This is a genomic window from Pseudomonas sp. Pseusp97 (genome assembly GCF_047304025.1).
GTDB lineage: Bacteria > Pseudomonadota > Gammaproteobacteria > Pseudomonadales > Pseudomonadaceae > Pseudomonas.
The window spans coordinates 1-15,733 of record NZ_JBGLYK010000135.1 but is presented as its reverse complement, the minus strand read 5'-3'; the positions used below and the strand labels follow the sequence as shown (position 1 = coordinate 15,733).

Genomic DNA, 15,733 nt, shown 5'->3' with positions numbered 1-15,733 from the left:
CCCCCCCCCCCCCGCCTCCGCGCGCGCGCCCTCCCCCCCCCCCCCCCCCGGGTGTTTTCCGCCCCCCCCCCCCCCCCGCTCCTACGAAGAGCACGCGGCGCTGCGCTCCCACACCCATATCCGGAACCCGACAGATGAAAATCGTCACCCGCGACCGCTGGTTCGAGGTCCGTCACTGCTACGACGGCGTCAGCCTGATCCACGAGCCCTACGTGCGCCCCTTCTACCGCTGCAACCTGTGGCATATCCAGGGACGCGAGCGCGACGTTCTGGTGGACAGCGGCTCCGGGCTGGTCAGTCTGCGCGAGCAACTGCCCTGGCTCACCGAACGGCCGCTGCTGGCCGTGGCCAGCCACACCCATTTCGACCACATCGCCGGCCACCACGAGTTCGACGAGCGCCTGGTGCACCCGGCCGAAGCCGATATCCTCGCCAGCCCCGATGGCGAGCGCACCCTGGCGACCGCCTTCGTTGACGACGAGATGTTCGACGCGCACCCGGACTGCCCGCTGTGCTACGCCGAATACCGCGTCAAGGCCGCGCCGGCGACCCGCACCATCGACGAAGGCGACGTGCTCGATCTGGGCGACCGCATCCTGCAGGTGCTGCACACGCCCGGCCATTCGCCGGGTGGCATCAGCCTATGGGAAGAAAAGACGCAGACATTGTTCTCCGGCGATATCATCTACGACGGCCCGCTGATCGAGGATGCCTACCACTCCAACCTCGACGACTACGCCGCAAGCCTGGCGCGCCTGCGCGAGCTGCCGGTGCGCACCGTGCACGGCGGGCACTTCGCGAGCTTCTCCGGGAAAAAGCTGAAAACGATGATCGACGACTGGTTCAAGGCCCACGAATGACGGGCCATCCGTGGAGAACAAAGAAAAAACCCGCCAGCTGGCGGGTTTTCCTTTTGCGCTTGGCGCGGGCGTTATCAGTAGCGCCGGCGCTGTTCCATCAGGCGACGTTGCTCGTCGCTGCGGATGGGGATGGGTTGCAGACGTGGAGGCTCGATCAGGCCGAGCGTGACACCGAGTTTCCACGCAATGCTTTGCAGCCAGACTTTCATGGAGTGCCTCCTCGTTCGAATTCAGGTCGGGCGGCCCGTTACCACCATGGGCCGCCCTAGGAAGAATAGCCCGGCGTCCCACTCTCCGCCCGTGCCACTCACTCCTTGAAACAAAGACTATCGCCTTGCTTCGCCGCGACGCCTGACCTGAATCAAGCGAGCGGCATATCTCCATCAGCGGCGCAACATCCGCCGGATCCACTGTTCGCTGCTCACCAGGGTGATGCCCGCCAGCACCAGCACGGCGCCCGCGACGAAATTCAGGGTCAGCGGCTCGCCGAGGATAAGCACGCCGAAGGCGATGCCGAACATCGGCGTCATGAAGGAAAACACCGCCAGGTTAGACGCCAGGTAACGACGCAGCAGCCAGAACCAGGTGAAGTAGCTGAAGAAGGACACCACCAGCCCCTGGAACAGCACGCTGCCCACGCCGATGGCGGTGAAGTTCACGTCCTGGGTCTTGCCCAGCGCCAGCGCGGCGAAGGGGAGCAACAGGGCGGCGGTCAGCAGTTGATAGAACAGCGTCAGGATCGGCTTAGCCTCGGACAGCCGCGTGGTGCGCACCGCCACCGTGGTCATGCCCCAGGAGAACCCGGCCAGTACACCGAAAGCGTCGCCCAGCAGCATGCGGCTATCCATGTTCGCCAGGTCGAAGCCCCCACCGAAACACAGGGCGATTCCTGCAAAGCACACGCCGATCCCCAGCCATTGCAACGGCCGCAGGCGCTCGCTGGGCAGCAGGAAATGCAGCGCCAGCGCCGAGAAGATCGGCGCCGTATAGATGAACACCGCCATGTGCGAGGCCGACGTATAGACCAGCCCCTGGGCGATGAAGAAGAACTCGGCGGCGAACAGCACGCCGGCCAGCAGCCCACCCTTGAGCGTGCCCTGGCGCAGGAAGCCTTCCCAGCCGCCGCGCCAGCACATCAGCAGCCCCACGACCACGGCAGCCACCAGGTTGCGCCCGAAGGCCTGCATGATCGGCGCGATGTCCGGCGCGGCCAGCTTCACCACCACTTGCTGGATACCCCAGATGACGCACAGGCCGGTCATGACCTGAATGGCGAAGGCGTCGGCGCCCTTGCGCTCGATGTTGGCTTGGGAGTTCATGGCAAGGCTCGGCAGTTGAAGAAAAGCGGGAAGCCCAAAGGACAATCGGCGGACTTCCTCGAGGAAAGTCCGCCGATCATGCCAGTTCGCGCCAGCCGGCCGCCAACGGAAATCCGCTCTTCAGCCAGCCGCCAGCGACATTATTTCCCGGATTTCACCTGGGTCCAGGTGCGGGTACGGATGCGCTCAAGCTTGGGCGGCAGCATTTCCACCGAGAACAGCCTGGCCTGCACGTCCGCCGGCGGGTAGACGTTCGGGTTGTCGTGCAGCTCTTTGGAGATCAGCCCATCCGCCGCCTGGTTGGGGTTGGCGTAGGCGACGTAGTCGGAGATCGGCGCGACCACTTCCGGGCGCAGCAGGTAGTTGAGGAAGGCGTGCGCCTGCTCGACATTCCTCGCATCCTTCGGAATCGCCAGCACGTCGAACCACGCGGCGGCGCCTTCCTTGGGAATGCGGTACTCGATGTGGATGCCGTTGCCCGCCTCCTTGGCGCGGTTGGCCGCCTGCATCGCGCCGCCGGACCAGGCCAGGGCCACGCAGACGTCGCCGTTGGCGAGGTCGGTGACGAACTTCGAGGAGCTGAAATAGGTGATGTTCGGGCGCAGCTTGGCCAGCAGTTCCTCGGCCTTCCTGTAATCGTCCGGGTTGCGGCTGTTGGGCGACAGGCCCAGGTAATGCAGGACCTGCGGGATCACCTCGGTGGGCGAGTCGAGGAAGGCCACGCCACAGGATTTGAGCCTGGCGAGGTTTTCCGGCTTGAACACCAGGTCCCAGGAGTCCACCGGCGCGTTGTCGCCGAGCACCGCCTTGACCTTGTCGACGTTGTAGGCGATGCCGTTGGTGCCCCACATGTACGGCATCACGTACTGGTTGCCCGGGTCCTTGCTCTCCAGCACCTTGAGCAGTGCCGGGTTGAGATTATTCCAGTTCGGCAGCTTGCTCTTGTCCAGCGGCTGGAACACGCCGGCCTTGAGGTAGTTGGGGAGGAAGCTGTCGCTGGGCACGACCACGTCATAGCCCGAGTGCCCGGATAGCAGCTTGGCCTCCAGCACTTCGTTGCTGTCGTAGACGTCGTATTGCGGCTTGATGCCGGTCTCGCCCTGGAAACCCTTGAGGGTGTCCGGGCCGATATAGTCGAACCAGTTGTAGATGCGCACTTGCGGTTCAGCGCTGGCAACGCTGGCCGTGACGAGGGTGGCGGCGGCGAGCAGGCCGCGCAGCGCGGTTTTCTTGTTCATGTCCTTCCCCAGCTGGATGCGCTCGCGCAAAAGGTTGCGAGCAATGAAAAGCAATCGGGCGGATTCTCATCCGCCCGATTCGTCTTGTCAGCGTGCAGCGCCTTCGTAGCCCTGCAGCACGTTCACCGCGTTGACGCCGATGGCCTCCACCGCGTAACCGCCTTCCATGATGAACAGGGTCGGAATACCCATGGCGGCGATGCGCGCGCCCATCTTCAGGTAGTCCGGGCTGTCCAGCTTGAACTGCGAAATCGGGTCGTCCTTGTAAGTATCCACGCCCAGGGAGACAACCACCGCGTCCGGCGCGTAGGCGGAAATCTTCCTGCAGGCGTCGTCCAGCGCGGCGGACCAGCCGTCCCAGCCGGTGCCGTGGGCCAGCGGGTAGTTGTGGTTGTAGCCTTCACCGGCGCCTTCGCCGTGCTCGTCGGCGTGGCCGAGGAAGTACGGGTATTCCACCAGCGGGTCGCCATGGATCGAGGCGAACAGCACGTCGTTGCGGCGGTAGAAGATGTCCTGGGTGCCGTTGCCGTGGTGGTAGTCCACGTCGAGGATGGCCACGCGCTTGGCGCCCTGGTCGAGGAACGCCTGGCTGACGATGGCGGCATTGTTGAGGAAGCAGTAGCCGCCCATGAAGTCGCTGCCGGCGTGGTGACCCGGCGGACGGCACAGGCCGAAGGCCATGTTGGCACCCTGGCGCATGTGGTCCTGGGCGGTCAGCGCGACCTGTGCCGAGCTGTACACGGCCTGCCAGGTGCCGGCGGTGATCGGCGCCTCGGTGTCGAAGCTGTAGTGGCCCAGCTCGCCCATCAGTGCAGTCGGGATGGGGCCGTCACGGAGCAGGCGGCGGCCCGGGAAGGTGGTGGAAACCAGGTCGCCGGTGTGGCCTTCTGCTGCCCAGCGGGCCCAGGCACCCTTGAGGAATTCGACGTAACGGGTGTTGTGTGCGCGCAGGATCGGCTGCATGCCGAAGTCCTGGGGGGCGATGATCTCGCCCAGGTTCTGCGACTTCACGCGGGCCAGCACGGTGTCCGCGCGGCTGGGCATCTCGAAGCAGGGCTGGAGTTTGCCGTCGACCAGTTCGGACTGGCCGAAATGCAGGCGGTGATCATCGCTGTACACGGTAAGCATGGGAGTACCCTCTGAAGGATTCTTGTTGTCCGGTGACGGGAATTCTGCCCAGCAGCCGTGCCGCACAGAACAGCGGAAGCGGCCAAAAGGGGATCAATATGGCCAGAATTTATGACCTTTAACCATCTGCATATTCGCTGCTGCCGATTCTGCCGGTAAAGAACAAATGCAGCGGCGCTATGCTCAGGGAATTGTCCCGGCCCAGGGCCGGTCGAACATCATCAAGCGGTTTGACCACAGGATGGGGGAAGATGCGGGAAACCTTCGTACGCGCCTGCAGCCGGGCGCTGCTGATGCTGACCATGGCGCTGGCCGGCAGCGGCGCCGTGCTGGCGGACGAGCCGACCGACGTCCAGGCCGGCGATTCCATTCAACTGCCCGAGCTGCCCGAGGACGCAGGCGTCGACCAGCTCAGCGCCCGCCTCGAACTGATCCGCCAGCGCGTCTCCGCCGACAGCGACGACGGCCTGCTGTCGAACCTGCGGCAGTCCGCGCTGGCCGTACAGGCCCGCGCGGAACAGAACGCCACCGACATTGCCACGGCCCTGTCGCGCACCGAGGACCAGCTCAAGGTGCTCGGCCCGGTCACCCCGAACGAGGCCGACAGCCTGACCCGGCAGCGCAACGACCTGACGGACGCCCAGAAGGACCTGCAGAAGCAACTGGAGCGCGCCAACCAGCTGGACAAGACTTCCCAGGACCTCGCCGCGCAGATCGTCAACCTGCGCCGCAGCCAGTTCAACTCGCAGATCGCCACGCGCTACCCGCCGCCCCTGAGTCCACGCTTCTGGTCGACCCTGATCCGCCCCACCGACGATGACCTGACGCGCCTGCAGTCAATGCGTGCGCAGTTTGGCGAAGCCTTCGCCACCACCTGGCAACCCGCGCATCGCTCGCCCTTCATCGCCAGCCTGGTGGTTGCCGTGCTGCTGTGGGTTCCCGGCCGGCGTCTGCTGGAGCAACTGCTGACCAAGGCGATGATCCGCTGGATTCCGGTCGGCCGGCTGCGCCGCAGCGCCCTGGCGGTAGCGGTCGGCCTGGCCACCATCCTGACCCTGGGCGGTGGCGCCACGCTGATCCACGAGGGCATGAACTGGCACGGCCAGCTCAGCGGCAACATGGCCAACCTGGGCGATCAATTGCTCTCGCTGGTGATCTTCTGCACCTTCACGGCCGGCCTGGGGCGCGCACTGCTGGCCGTACAACGGCCGTCCTGGCGCCTGCCCGACCTGCCCGATCCGGTGGCGAGCGCCCTCTCCCCCTTCCCCTGGCTGATGGCCTGGCTGCTGCTGGTGCTGGGCACCCTGGATCGTGTCAACAGCGCCAGCGGCGCCAGCCTCGCCTTGACCGTGGCGGTCAACGGTATCACCGCCCTGGCGACCGCCCTGCTGTACGGTATCGCGCTGTATCGCTACCGCCGGGCGCGCCGCGAGGCCGAGGGCCACGAGACCTCGGCGCTGGCCGGCATCCTCGTGCTGGCGATGCTGGTCACCGTCCTGCTGATCGTCCTGGCGCTGGTCACCGGCTACCTGTCGCTGGCCTACTTCTTCGCCGGCAAGCTGCTCTGGGCCAGCGTGGTGTGCGCCACCGGCTACCTGCTGACCACGCTGTTCGTCGACCTCTGCGAAGTGCTGCTATCACCGCGCCAGCCCATCGGTGAACGGCTGGCGGAGAACCTTGGCGTCGATCCACGCCACCAGGCACAGTTCGCCACGCTGCTGACCGGCGCAGGGCGCACGCTGCTGGTGCTGTCCACGCTGCTGATCGCCTTCTCGACCTCCGGCACCAGCCCCGGCGAACTGCTCCAGGGACTGGTGCAACTGGTGGAAAGCGGCCAGTCGCTGGGCCGCCTGAACATCGTCCCGCAGGACATCCTGCTGGCGCTGGGCACCCTCGCCGCCGGCCTGTTCGGCCTGCGCCTGCTCAAGCGCTGGCTGGCCGACGAATTGCTGCCCGAAACCCGCATGGACGTGGGCATGCGCGCCTCGCTGGTGACGCTGGTGGGCTACATCGGCATGGTCATCCTGGTGCTGCTGGTGCTCTCGGCGCTGCGCATCAACCTCACCAGCCTGACCTGGGTGGTCAGCGCCCTGTCGGTGGGTATCGGTTTCGGCCTGCAGGCCATCGTGCAGAACTTCATTTCCGGGCTGATCCTGCTCACCGAGCGCCCGGTGAAGGTCGGCGACTGGGTCAGCCTGACCGGCGGCGTGGAGGGCGATATCCGGCGGATCAACGTGCGCGCCACGGAAATCCAGATGTCCGACCAGTCCACGGTGATAGTGCCGAACTCCCAGTTCATCTCGCAGAACGTGCGCAACGTGACCATGGGCAGCGCCCTGGGGGTGGTCGGCATCAACCTCACCCTGCCGCTGGACACCGACGTGCAGAAGGTCCGCGAGCTGATGCTCAAGGCCTACAGCGAGCACGAGAACATAGTGGAGACGCCGGCTCCCTCGGTGTCCTTCAAGGACCTCAGCGCCACCGGCCTGACGCTGGCGGCGTCCGGCAACGTCAGCAGCCCGCGCGCGGTCTATTCGACCAAGAGCGACCTGCTGTTCACCATCTTCAGCGGCCTGCGCGAGGCCGGCATCAGCCTGAGCACGCCGCAGAACCTGATCCTGCAGCGGCCACAAATGGTGCGCGCGGAGCCTGTCGACGAGGCGGCAGCACCGCAAGTCGGCGACGACACCGGGCCGAATCCGTCGCCGTAGAATGAAGGGGTTACGCCGGCGGGGCAGCCGCCTCGCCGGCCTCTGCGCAACAGTCCCGCTCGGGAGATTCCGTTGCGCCCGCAGCGTCCCGTGCCCGCCGTTGGCCGGCGCCCGTCGCGGCACCCGGCACCGCCGCCTGCCGCCTTCCTTCCTCGGTTGCCGCCGGGCCTCCCCGCGGCTGCGTACGGGAGATCGCGCGATGGACGAAGCCAGACTCAACGAATTCATGGGCAAGCTGGTCACCGACATGGGCGGCGCGGCGATGCTCGCCAATATCATCCTGGGCGAAGAGCTCGGCCTCTACAAAGCCATGGCCGACGGCCAATGGCTCAGCCCGGCGCAACTGGCCGAACGCAGCGGCTGCAATGCCCGCCTGCTGCGCGAATGGCTAAGCGCCCACGCCGCCTCCGGCTACATGGAGCACCAGGACGGCAACTTCCGCCTGCCCGAGGAACAGGCCATGGCGCTGGCCATCGAGGACTCGCCAGTCTACGTCGCCGGCGGCGCCTCGGTGGTCGCCGCGCTCTACCACGACAAGGACAAGCTGGTCGCCGCCATGCGCGGCGACGGCGGCCTGGCCTGGGGCGACCACCACCCCTGCATGTTCTCCGGCACCGAGAAGTTCTTCCGCCCCGGCTATCGCGCGCACCTGGTCGCGGAGTGGCTGCCGGCGCTGGACGAGGTGGTCGACAAGCTCGAACGCGGTGCTCGAGTCGCCGACGTCGGTTGCGGCCACGGCGCCTCCACCATCGTCATGGCGCAGTCCTTCCCGGCGTCGAACTTCGTCGGCTTCGACTACCACCAGCCGTCCATCGACGTGGCCAACCAGCGCGCCGACCAGGCCGAGGTCGCCGGACGCGCCAGTTTCCAGCGCGCCAGCGCCAAGGACTACCCCGGCACCGACTACGACCTGATCTGCTTCTTCGACTGCCTGCACGACATGGGCGACCCGGTGGGCGCCGCGCAGCACGCGCGCCAGGCACTCAAGGCGGATGGCACGGTGCTGCTGGTGGAGCCCTTCGCCAATGACCGGCTGGACGACAACCAGAACCCGGTGGGGCGACTGTTCTACGCCGCCTCGACCTTCATCTGCACACCGAACTCGCTGTCCCAGGAAGTCGGGCTGGGACTTGGCGCCCAGGCCGGCGAAGCGCGCCTGCGCAAGGTGTTCGAGGAGGCCGGTTTCAGCCGCTTCCGCCGCGCGGCAGAAACGCCGTTCAACCTGATCCTCGAAGCCCGCCCGTGATGGCGGCCTGATCGGCTACAGCGTCCGGTATCCGGGCGCTGCAGCCTGGAAACAATTCGTCATTTCGCCGTCATCAATCGGTTATGTGGCCCGTTGAAACTCGCAGGCTTTCAACCAGGGAAGCCCCCGAGATGTTCAACAAGAAGACTGCCCACAAAACTGCATCCCTCGCCCTGCTCGTCGCCGCCCTCGCCGGCTGCGCCGGCCAACAGCAGGTCGCCAGCAAGGAAGCCACGCCCAACAACGACGACTGGTACCTGGTACGTACCGAGTCCACCCTCTACGTGTTCGATGACGCCACCGTCTACCGCGACTACCTGGTGACCGGCAAGACCGCGTACACCAGGGAAGTCGGCGAGAAGGACAAGTTCGGCCAGGACATCGTGCTGGTCGTGCGAGCCGAGGATCAGGGCAAGGACGTGAAGAAGATCGCCGGTTACCAGTTCCTCAAGCAGAGCCTGCCGCCGGCCGCCGGCTTCTACGGCGAAATCCGCCAGGACGGCGTGATCTACGTGGCCCAGCGCTACGGCGACATGGTCGACATGAACGGCCTGGGCGAGCCGATCTTCCGCCACACCGAAATCGCCAGCGGCCCCAACGGCGAGCGCGTGGTGTACCTGATGCAGAAGGAAGAGAAGAAGCCGGACGCCCTGATCGCCCGCTTCCAGAAGATCTACGGCATTACCCCGAACAAGGGCTGATGACGCAAAAGCGCGCACTCCGGGGAGGGAGTGCGCGCTTTCGTCTTTTTCCGGCGCCGCAAGGGCGCGGGAGAATGCTAGCCGGCTGGCTCCAGCTGCACCGCGGAAATCGTGTTGGGCGCCTCGATACCCCAGTCGCCGAACTGGTACCAGTCATCCCCGAGCATCTCGGCCGGGTGCATGGTGCGATCCGCGCCGTTGCCGCAGGCCAGGTTGGTCGCCGGGCAATAACGGTCGCAACCCCAGCAGATGCGCTCGGGGTGCGGCGGGTTGAGCGGAAATTTCTTGGCCATGGTCAGGCCCTCGGGCTTCCTTGTGGGATCGCTCAAGGCTATGCCCGGCGACTCTCCGGGCTTCTTGATCCATGACAATTCCGACAGAAATTTCAGGCGCGGTCCTTCACGCACGGCCCTTTATGCACCGCTCGTTACGCTCGGAAGTGGCTCGGCGGCTGGCCGCTCCAGCGCTGGAAGGCGTGACGCAGGCTGGCGGTCTCGCTGAAGCCCAGTTCCTCGGCTATGCGGTAGATCGGCATGTCGCCGTCCTGCAGCAGTTCCTTGGCGCGGGCGAAGCGCAGTTCGTCGAGCAGTTGCTGGTAGCTGGTCTGCTGCTGTTGCAGGTGGCGACGCAGGCTGCGCGAGGAGCAGTTCAGCCGGCGCGCCAGCTCTTCCAGCCCCGGCGGTTCCTGCAGGCGTTCACCGAGAATCGCGCGGACCTTGTCCAGCCAGGCACGACGCGCGGCCAGGTCGATGTTCTGCCGGCGGCACTGTTCGAGCATTTCGCGGTGGGTCACGGCGTCGGCCAGCGGCAGGCGCATGTCCAGCCAACTGGCGGGGAAACCGATGGCGCTGCGCGCGCAGTCGAAGTCCAGCTGGCAGCCGAACAGCGTGGCGTAGGCGGCACGTCGCTCCGCCGGGCCTACGTAGTCGAATTCTGCGCGCACCAGCGGTAGCGGCTGGCCGAGCAGGTCAGCACAGGCCACCTTCAGCGAACCGAGGCACAGCTCGGTGTTGAACGGGCGCATCGCCTCTTCCTCGCCGTAGCCGGTGGCGACCAGCCAGGCCATGTCGCCGTCCACCTCCAGCGCCAGGTGGAAGTAGGTGCCCAGCAGCACCGGGTAGCTCAGGCCAATGCGCAGCGCCTCGCCAAGGGTCGGCGCGGAGATCAGCGCGTAGCCCAGCAAGCCGTAGGCGGTGATGCGCGTGCGTACCCCCAGGCGCAGGCCCAGGGCGGGTTCGCCGGCAAGGTTCTGCACGTTGGCGAAGACCTGCTGCTCCTGCCAGGGGCTGACCAGCCGGCGCAGGTCGAGCAGGTCATCGCCGGTGATGCCGCTGCCTTCGAGGATGGCCTCGCGGCTGTGCCCCTCCGACTCCATCAGCGCGACGGTCAGCGAGGTCATGTGCAGGGAGTTGAGCCAGGTGGAGCGGGAGAAGGTCAGAGGATTCATTCGATGCCCATCGTAGACGCTACGGCGCGCCACCGGATGTTACCGCGACAGGCGCAGGTCAGGGGCAGGCAAGTTGCGTGCCGGCCACCTTGCATGGCCGTATCGATCCCTGCGGGGCGGGGCCGCGACGCATGGCGGGAGCTGTGCCGCCATGCGCCGAGGTTACCTTTGCGGACACCGGGACAGTGCGATTGCACCGTCCTGGCGCTCAACCACGGCAAAGATCAACCGCGGGAGAGGAAACGCATGCCCTCTTCCAGGCCGCTCAGGGTCAGCGGGAACATCTGCTCCTTCACCAGCTCGCGCACCAGGCCGGTGGACGCGGTGTAGTTCCAGGTGTCCTTCGGATAGGGGTTGATCCAGATGAGCTTCTTGTACTTCTCCATGAAGCGCTGCATCCAGACGTAGCCGGCCTCCTCGTTCCAGTGCTCGACGCTGCCGCCGGCCTGGGTGATCTCGTAGGGCGCCATGGCGGCATCGCCGACGAACACCACCTTGTAGTCCGGCCCGTATTTATGCAGCAGGTCGAAGGTCGCGGTGCGCTCGCTGGAGCGGCGCAGGTTGTTCTTCCACACCGACTCGTAGATGAAGTTGTGGAAGTAGAAGTACTCCAGGTGCTTGAACTCGGTCTTGCAGGCCGAGAACAGCTCCTCGCAGACCTTCACGTGGGCGTCCATCGAGCCGCCGATATCCAGCAGCAGCAGGAGCTTCACGGTGTTGCGACGCTCGGGGCGCATCTGGATGTTGAGCAGCCCGGCATCCTTGGCGGTGTGGTCGATGGTGCCATCGATGTCCAGCTCTTCCGCCGCCCCCTCGCGGGCGAACTTGCGCAGGCGGCGCAGGGCGATCTTGATGTTGCGCGTGCCCAGTTCGACCTGGTCGTCGAGGTTCTTGTACTCGCGCTGATCCCACACCTTGGCGGCCTTGCCCTGGCGCTTGCCGGCATCGCCGACGCGGATGCCCTCGGGGTTGAAGCCACCGGAACCGAAGGGGCTGGTGCCGCCGGTGCCGATCCACTTGTTGCCGCCGGCGTGGCGTTCCTTCTGCTCTTCCAGGCGTTTCTTGAACTCCTCGATGAGCTTGTCCAGGCCGCCGAGCGACTGGATCTGCGCGCGTTCCTCGGCGGTCAGCAGGCGCTCGAATTCCTTGCGCAGCCACTCTTCGGGGATCAGCGCCTTGAGATGGTCGTCGAGCTTTTCCAGGCCCTTGAAGTAGGCGCCGAAGGCCCGGTCGAACTTATCGAAATGGCGCTCGTCCTTCACCATGATGGTGCGGGCGAGGTAATAGAACTCGTCCATGTCGGCGAACACGACGCGGTGCTTGAGCGCATCGATCAGGTCGAGCAGCTCGCGCACCGACACCGGCACCTTGGCCGCGCGCATTTCGTTGAACAGGTTGAGCAGCATGGCTGCATCCTCTCGTGGAGCACATGCCCTGTAGGAGCGTGGGGGACGCCTAGTCCTTGCTCGCGAAGCTCCTTGCGAGTCCGCAAGGTTCGCGAGCAAGCTCGCTCCTACAAAGAGCCAGTCAGATTCAGCGCGAAGCGCGGCGGCTCATGAAGGCAAGGCGTTCAAGCAGCTGAACATCCTGCTCGTTCTTCACCAGGGCGCCGGCCAGCGGCGGGATGGCCTTGGTGGGGTCACGCTCGCGCAGCACGGCTTCGCCGATGTTGTCGGCCATCAGCAGCTTCAGCCAGTCCACCAGTTCGGAGGTGGAGGGCTTCTTCTTCAGGCCCGGCACCTTGCGTACGTCGAAGAAGATGTCCAGCGCCTCGCTGACCAGCGTGCCGCTGATCTTCGGGTAGTGCACGTCGACGATCTTCTGCAGGGTCTCGCGGTCGGGGAAGGCGATGTAGTGGAAGAAGCAGCGGCGCAGGAAGGCGTCCGGCAGTTCCTTCTCGTTGTTGGAGGTGATGATGATGATCGGACGCTGTTTGGCCTTGATGGTCTCGTTGGTCTCGTAAACGAAGAACTCCATCTTGTCGAGTTCCTGCAACAGGTCGTTGGGGAACTCGATGTCGGCCTTGTCGATCTCGTCGATCAGCAGGATCACGCGCTCCTCGGCCTCGAAGGCCTCCCAGAGCTTGCCCTTCTTGATGTAGTTGCGCACGTCGTGGACCTTGTCCACGCCCAGCTGCGAGTCGCGCAGGCGGCTGACCGCGTCGTACTCGTAGAGGCCCTGGTGGGCCTTGGTGGTGGACTTGATGTGCCAGGTGATCAGCTTGGCGCCGAAGGACTCCGCCAGCTGCTCGGCCAGCATGGTCTTGCCGGTGCCCGGCTCGCCTTTCACCAGCAGCGGGCGCTGCAGGGTGATGGCGGCGTTGACCGCCAGCTTGAGGTCGTCGGTGGCGACGTAGGACTGGGTGCCTTCGAACTTCATCGGTGAATCCTCGAACGGTAGCGGCCGGGGAAGGCCCGGGCGGAAATGTGCGTTTGGGAGACTGCGACTATAACGCGCATGGCGCTCGACTGTGAACGCAGGACGGGCATTCAGTCACTGAATGCCCGGTCACCCTCAACCCAGCCACGCGCGGTCTCTTGCGTGAGCTTGCAGTTCCCAGTGGAGCCCGACACCGGCGCCGCCGCGCCCATCCTTATGCCGGTTCTGCGTCTGGACTGGAAGGCGGGCTGGGAATAGGCTTTCTGATCACCTTCGAGCGACAAGGACTCTCATCATGAGCCGCATCTACGCAGACAACGCGCAGTCCATCGGCAATACACCGCTGGTCCAGATCAACCGCATCGCCCCGCGCGGCGTCACCATCCTGGCCAAGATCGAAGGGCGCAACCCCGGCTACTCGGTGAAGTGCCGGATCGGCGCCAACATGATCTGGGATGCCGAGTCCAGCGGCCGCCTGAAGCCGGGCATGAGCATCGTCGAGCCGACCTCCGGCAACACCGGCATCGGCCTGGCCTTCGTCGCCGCGGCCCGTGGCTACAAGCTGATCCTCACCATGCCCTCCTCCATGAGCCTGGAGCGCCGCAAGGTGCTCAAGGCGCTGGGCGCCGAGCTGGTGCTGACCGAGCCGGCCAAGGGCATGAAGGGCGCCATCGCCAAGGCGGAGGAAATCCTCGCCAGCGACCCGGCGAAATATTTCATGCCGGCGCAGTTCGACAACCCGGCCAACCCGGCGATCCACGAGAAGACCACCGGCCCGGAAATCTGGAACGACACAGATGGCGCGGTGGACGTGCTGGTGGCCGGCGTCGGCACCGGTGGCACCATCACCGGCGTGTCGCGCTACATCAAGAACACCAAGGGCAAGCCGATTCTCTCGGTGGCTGTCGAGCCGGTCGCCTCGCCGGTGATCAGCCAGGCGCTGGCCGGTGAGGAGATCAAGCCCAGCCCGCACAAGATCCAGGGCATCGGCGCCGGCTTCGTGCCGAAGAACCTCGACCTGTCGCTGGTCGACCGCGTCGCCACCATCGCCGACGAGGACGCGAAGAACATGGCCCTGCGCCTGATGCAGGAGGAAGGCATCCTCTGCGGTATTTCCAGCGGCGCCGCCATGGCCGCCGCGGCGAAGCTCGCCGAAGAACCGAACATGCAGGGCAAGACCATAGTCGTGGTGCTGCCGGACTCGGGCGAGCGCTACCTCTCCACCATGCTCTTCGACGGCGTATTCGAGGACCAGGAACTGGTCCAGTAAGCTCTATTCCGCCCCTTCGCGGGGCGGTTTCCTACCTGCCGTTCCGAATCGGTGCGGCTCAGGTCACGTGCGCTGTCTGCGGACCCGCAGGCAGCCATGGCCCCTCGCCATGTTCCGGCAAAATGGTTAATTCTTGCGCAGCCCCGCGACACAGCGTCGCCCATCTTTCGCGGATGGCCCGGGCATTCCGCACCGTTGTCAGGAACACAAGAATGAAAATTTCCGCCCCGTTGCTCTCCACCCTCGCACTCTCGCTCTCCGTTGCCGCCGGCGCCGCCCAGGCCGACAGCGTCAAGATCTACAACTGGTCCGATTACATCGCCCCGGACACCGTGCCGACCTTCACCAAGGAAACCGGTATCCAGGCGACCTATGACGTCTACGACAGCAACGAGACCCTCGATGGCAAGCTGATGACCGGCAAATCCGGTTACGACATCGTGGTGCCGTCGAACCACTTCATGGCCAAGCAGATCCAGGCCGGCGCGCTGAAGAAGCTGGACAAGAGCCAGCTGCCGAACTGGAAGAACCTCAACCCGGTGCTGATGAAGGCGCTGGAAGTGAACGACCCGGGCAACGAGCACGGTTTCCCCTACCTGTGGGGCACCACCGGCATCGGCTACAACCCGGCGAAGGTCAAGGAAGTGCTGGGCGACAACGCGCCGATCGACTCCTGGGACATCTTCTTCAAGCCCGAGTACATGGAGAAGCTGGCCAAGTGCGGCGTCGCGGTGCTGGACAACGGCCCGGAGCTGCTGCCGATCACCCTGAACTACCTGGGCCTGCCGCATCACAGCCAGAAGCTGGATGACTACAAGAAGGCCGAGGAAGCGCTGATCAAGGTGCGTCCGTACATCCGCTACTTCCACTCCTCCAAGTACGTCAGCGACCTGGCCAACGGCGAGATCTGCGTAGCCGTCGGCTTCTCCGGCGACATCCTGCAGGCCGCCACCCGCGCCAAGGAAGCCAAGAACGGCGTGGAAATCCAGTACTCCACTCCGAAGGAAGGCTCGCCGCTGTGGTTCGACATGGTCGCCATGCCCAACGACGCGCCGGATGAAAAAGCCGCCTACGCCTTCATGAACTACCTGCTGCGCCCCGAGGTGATGGCCGGCGTGAGCAACTACGTGCACTACGCCAACGGCAACCTGGCCGCCGACCCGCTGGTGGACAAGGCGATCAAGGCGGACCCGGCGATCTACCCGCCGCAGGAAAAGATGGCCAAGCTGTTCGCCCTCGAATCCATGCCGATGAAGATCGACCGCGTGCGGACCCGCACCTGGAACACCATCAAGACCGGCAAGTAAGCGTCACCCTTGCCTGACAACGCGCGGCCCCGGCCGCGCGGTGTGGGTTGTGTGGATTTGACCGGGCCGGGTTTATAGGGCAACCCAGAGCGCGTGATAGACTGTGGGTTTTACACATATCCGAGCC

The 15,733-nt window shown here is 65.4% G+C and carries 14 protein-coding genes; 6 read left to right on the top strand and 8 right to left on the bottom strand.

Going from position 1 to position 15,733, the window contains the following annotated elements:
• The first annotated feature begins 134 nt into the window (after positions 1–134).
• Positions 135–860 (top strand): MBL fold metallo-hydrolase, encoded by a 726-nt coding sequence (locus ACCC94_RS19875; RefSeq protein ID WP_413351253.1) that lies wholly within the window; start codon positions 135–137, stop codon positions 858–860.
• A gap of 74 nt (positions 861–934) precedes the next feature.
• On the opposite strand, the gene ACCC94_RS19870 is transcribed toward ACCC94_RS19875, so the two are convergent.
• From ACCC94_RS19870 to ACCC94_RS19855, 4 genes are all read right to left on the bottom strand, one after another.
• Positions 935–1,069: a PA1414 family protein gene (locus ACCC94_RS19870; protein WP_260403232.1), complete on the bottom strand. Its 135-nt coding sequence runs from the start codon at positions 1,067–1,069 to the stop codon at positions 935–937.
• Between the two features lie 174 nt (positions 1,070–1,243).
• Entirely contained in the window at positions 1,244–2,179 is a 936-nt protein-coding gene (locus ACCC94_RS19865) for a DMT family transporter (protein ID WP_413351251.1), read from the bottom strand.
• Positions 2,180–2,319: 140 nt separating this feature from the next.
• Entirely contained in the window at positions 2,320–3,417 is a 1,098-nt protein-coding gene (locus tag ACCC94_RS19860) for an extracellular solute-binding protein (RefSeq protein WP_413351250.1), read from the bottom strand.
• 87 nt (positions 3,418–3,504) lie between these two features.
• Positions 3,505–4,545: a histone deacetylase family protein gene (locus tag ACCC94_RS19855; protein ID WP_413351249.1), complete on the bottom strand. Its 1,041-nt coding sequence runs from the start codon at positions 4,543–4,545 to the stop codon at positions 3,505–3,507.
• 251 nt (positions 4,546–4,796) lie between these two features.
• Here ACCC94_RS19855 and ACCC94_RS19850 point away from each other — a divergent pair, with 251 nt between their 5' ends.
• From ACCC94_RS19850 to ACCC94_RS19840, 3 genes are all read left to right on the top strand, one after another.
• Positions 4,797–7,256 carry a DUF3772 domain-containing protein gene (locus tag ACCC94_RS19850; RefSeq protein ID WP_413351248.1) on the top strand — a complete coding sequence of 820 codons (2,460 nt, stop codon included), beginning with the start codon at positions 4,797–4,799 and terminating at the stop codon, positions 7,254–7,256.
• 199 nt (positions 7,257–7,455) lie between these two features.
• Entirely contained in the window at positions 7,456–8,502 is a 1,047-nt protein-coding gene (locus tag ACCC94_RS19845; protein ID WP_413351246.1) for a class I SAM-dependent methyltransferase, read from the top strand.
• A 131-nt stretch (positions 8,503–8,633) separates the two neighbouring features.
• Positions 8,634–9,203, top strand: coding sequence for a hypothetical protein (locus tag ACCC94_RS19840; RefSeq protein WP_413351245.1), 570 nt, complete (start codon positions 8,634–8,636; stop codon positions 9,201–9,203).
• 77 nt (positions 9,204–9,280) lie between these two features.
• On the opposite strand, the gene ACCC94_RS19835 is transcribed toward ACCC94_RS19840, so the two are convergent.
• The 4 genes from ACCC94_RS19835 to ACCC94_RS19820 all read right to left on the bottom strand — a co-directional run bounded on the left by ACCC94_RS19835 (position 9,281) and on the right by ACCC94_RS19820 (position 13,029).
• Complete coding sequence (locus tag ACCC94_RS19835; RefSeq protein ID WP_413351244.1) at positions 9,281–9,496, bottom strand: DUF3079 domain-containing protein; 216 nt, start codon at positions 9,494–9,496, stop codon at positions 9,281–9,283.
• 134 nt (positions 9,497–9,630) lie between these two features.
• Positions 9,631–10,650: an AraC family transcriptional regulator gene (locus ACCC94_RS19830; protein ID WP_413351243.1), complete on the bottom strand. Its 1,020-nt coding sequence runs from the start codon at positions 10,648–10,650 to the stop codon at positions 9,631–9,633.
• Between the two features lie 224 nt (positions 10,651–10,874).
• Positions 10,875–12,056, bottom strand: a complete 1,182-nt coding sequence (locus tag ACCC94_RS19825) for a vWA domain-containing protein (RefSeq protein WP_413351242.1) — start codon at positions 12,054–12,056, stop codon at positions 10,875–10,877.
• Between the two features lie 127 nt (positions 12,057–12,183).
• Positions 12,184–13,029: an AAA family ATPase gene (locus ACCC94_RS19820; RefSeq protein ID WP_015476360.1), complete on the bottom strand. Its 846-nt coding sequence runs from the start codon at positions 13,027–13,029 to the stop codon at positions 12,184–12,186.
• Between the two features lie 295 nt (positions 13,030–13,324).
• On the opposite strand from ACCC94_RS19820, the gene cysK reads away from it, so the two are divergent.
• Both cysK and ACCC94_RS19810 read left to right on the top strand, forming a co-directional pair.
• Complete coding sequence (gene cysK / locus ACCC94_RS19815) at positions 13,325–14,299, top strand: cysteine synthase A (protein ID WP_413351241.1); 975 nt, start codon at positions 13,325–13,327, stop codon at positions 14,297–14,299.
• A 212-nt stretch (positions 14,300–14,511) separates the two neighbouring features.
• Positions 14,512–15,606 carry a polyamine ABC transporter substrate-binding protein gene (locus ACCC94_RS19810; protein WP_413351239.1) on the top strand — a complete coding sequence of 365 codons (1,095 nt, stop codon included), beginning with the start codon at positions 14,512–14,514 and terminating at the stop codon, positions 15,604–15,606.
• The last annotated feature ends 127 nt before the right edge of the window (positions 15,607–15,733 follow it).

Coding starts and splice junctions, on each gene's coding strand:
- ACCC94_RS19875 (WP_413351253.1), top strand. CDS start 135: ATGAAAATCGTCACCCGCGACCGCTGGTTCGAGGTCCGTCACTGCTAC.
- ACCC94_RS19870 (WP_260403232.1), bottom strand. CDS start 1,069: ATGAAAGTCTGGCTGCAAAGCATTGCGTGGAAACTCGGTGTCACGCTC.
- ACCC94_RS19865 (WP_413351251.1), bottom strand. CDS start 2,179: ATGAACTCCCAAGCCAACATCGAGCGCAAGGGCGCCGACGCCTTCGCC.
- ACCC94_RS19860 (WP_413351250.1), bottom strand. CDS start 3,417: ATGAACAAGAAAACCGCGCTGCGCGGCCTGCTCGCCGCCGCCACCCTC.
- ACCC94_RS19855 (WP_413351249.1), bottom strand. CDS start 4,545: ATGCTTACCGTGTACAGCGATGATCACCGCCTGCATTTCGGCCAGTCC.
- ACCC94_RS19850 (WP_413351248.1), top strand. CDS start 4,797: ATGCGGGAAACCTTCGTACGCGCCTGCAGCCGGGCGCTGCTGATGCTG.
- ACCC94_RS19845 (WP_413351246.1), top strand. CDS start 7,456: ATGGACGAAGCCAGACTCAACGAATTCATGGGCAAGCTGGTCACCGAC.
- ACCC94_RS19840 (WP_413351245.1), top strand. CDS start 8,634: ATGTTCAACAAGAAGACTGCCCACAAAACTGCATCCCTCGCCCTGCTC.
- ACCC94_RS19835 (WP_413351244.1), bottom strand. CDS start 9,496: ATGGCCAAGAAATTTCCGCTCAACCCGCCGCACCCCGAGCGCATCTGC.
- ACCC94_RS19830 (WP_413351243.1), bottom strand. CDS start 10,650: ATGAATCCTCTGACCTTCTCCCGCTCCACCTGGCTCAACTCCCTGCAC.
- ACCC94_RS19825 (WP_413351242.1), bottom strand. CDS start 12,056: ATGCTGCTCAACCTGTTCAACGAAATGCGCGCGGCCAAGGTGCCGGTG.
- ACCC94_RS19820 (WP_015476360.1), bottom strand. CDS start 13,029: ATGAAGTTCGAAGGCACCCAGTCCTACGTCGCCACCGACGACCTCAAG.
- cysK (WP_413351241.1), top strand. CDS start 13,325: ATGAGCCGCATCTACGCAGACAACGCGCAGTCCATCGGCAATACACCG.
- ACCC94_RS19810 (WP_413351239.1), top strand. CDS start 14,512: ATGAAAATTTCCGCCCCGTTGCTCTCCACCCTCGCACTCTCGCTCTCC.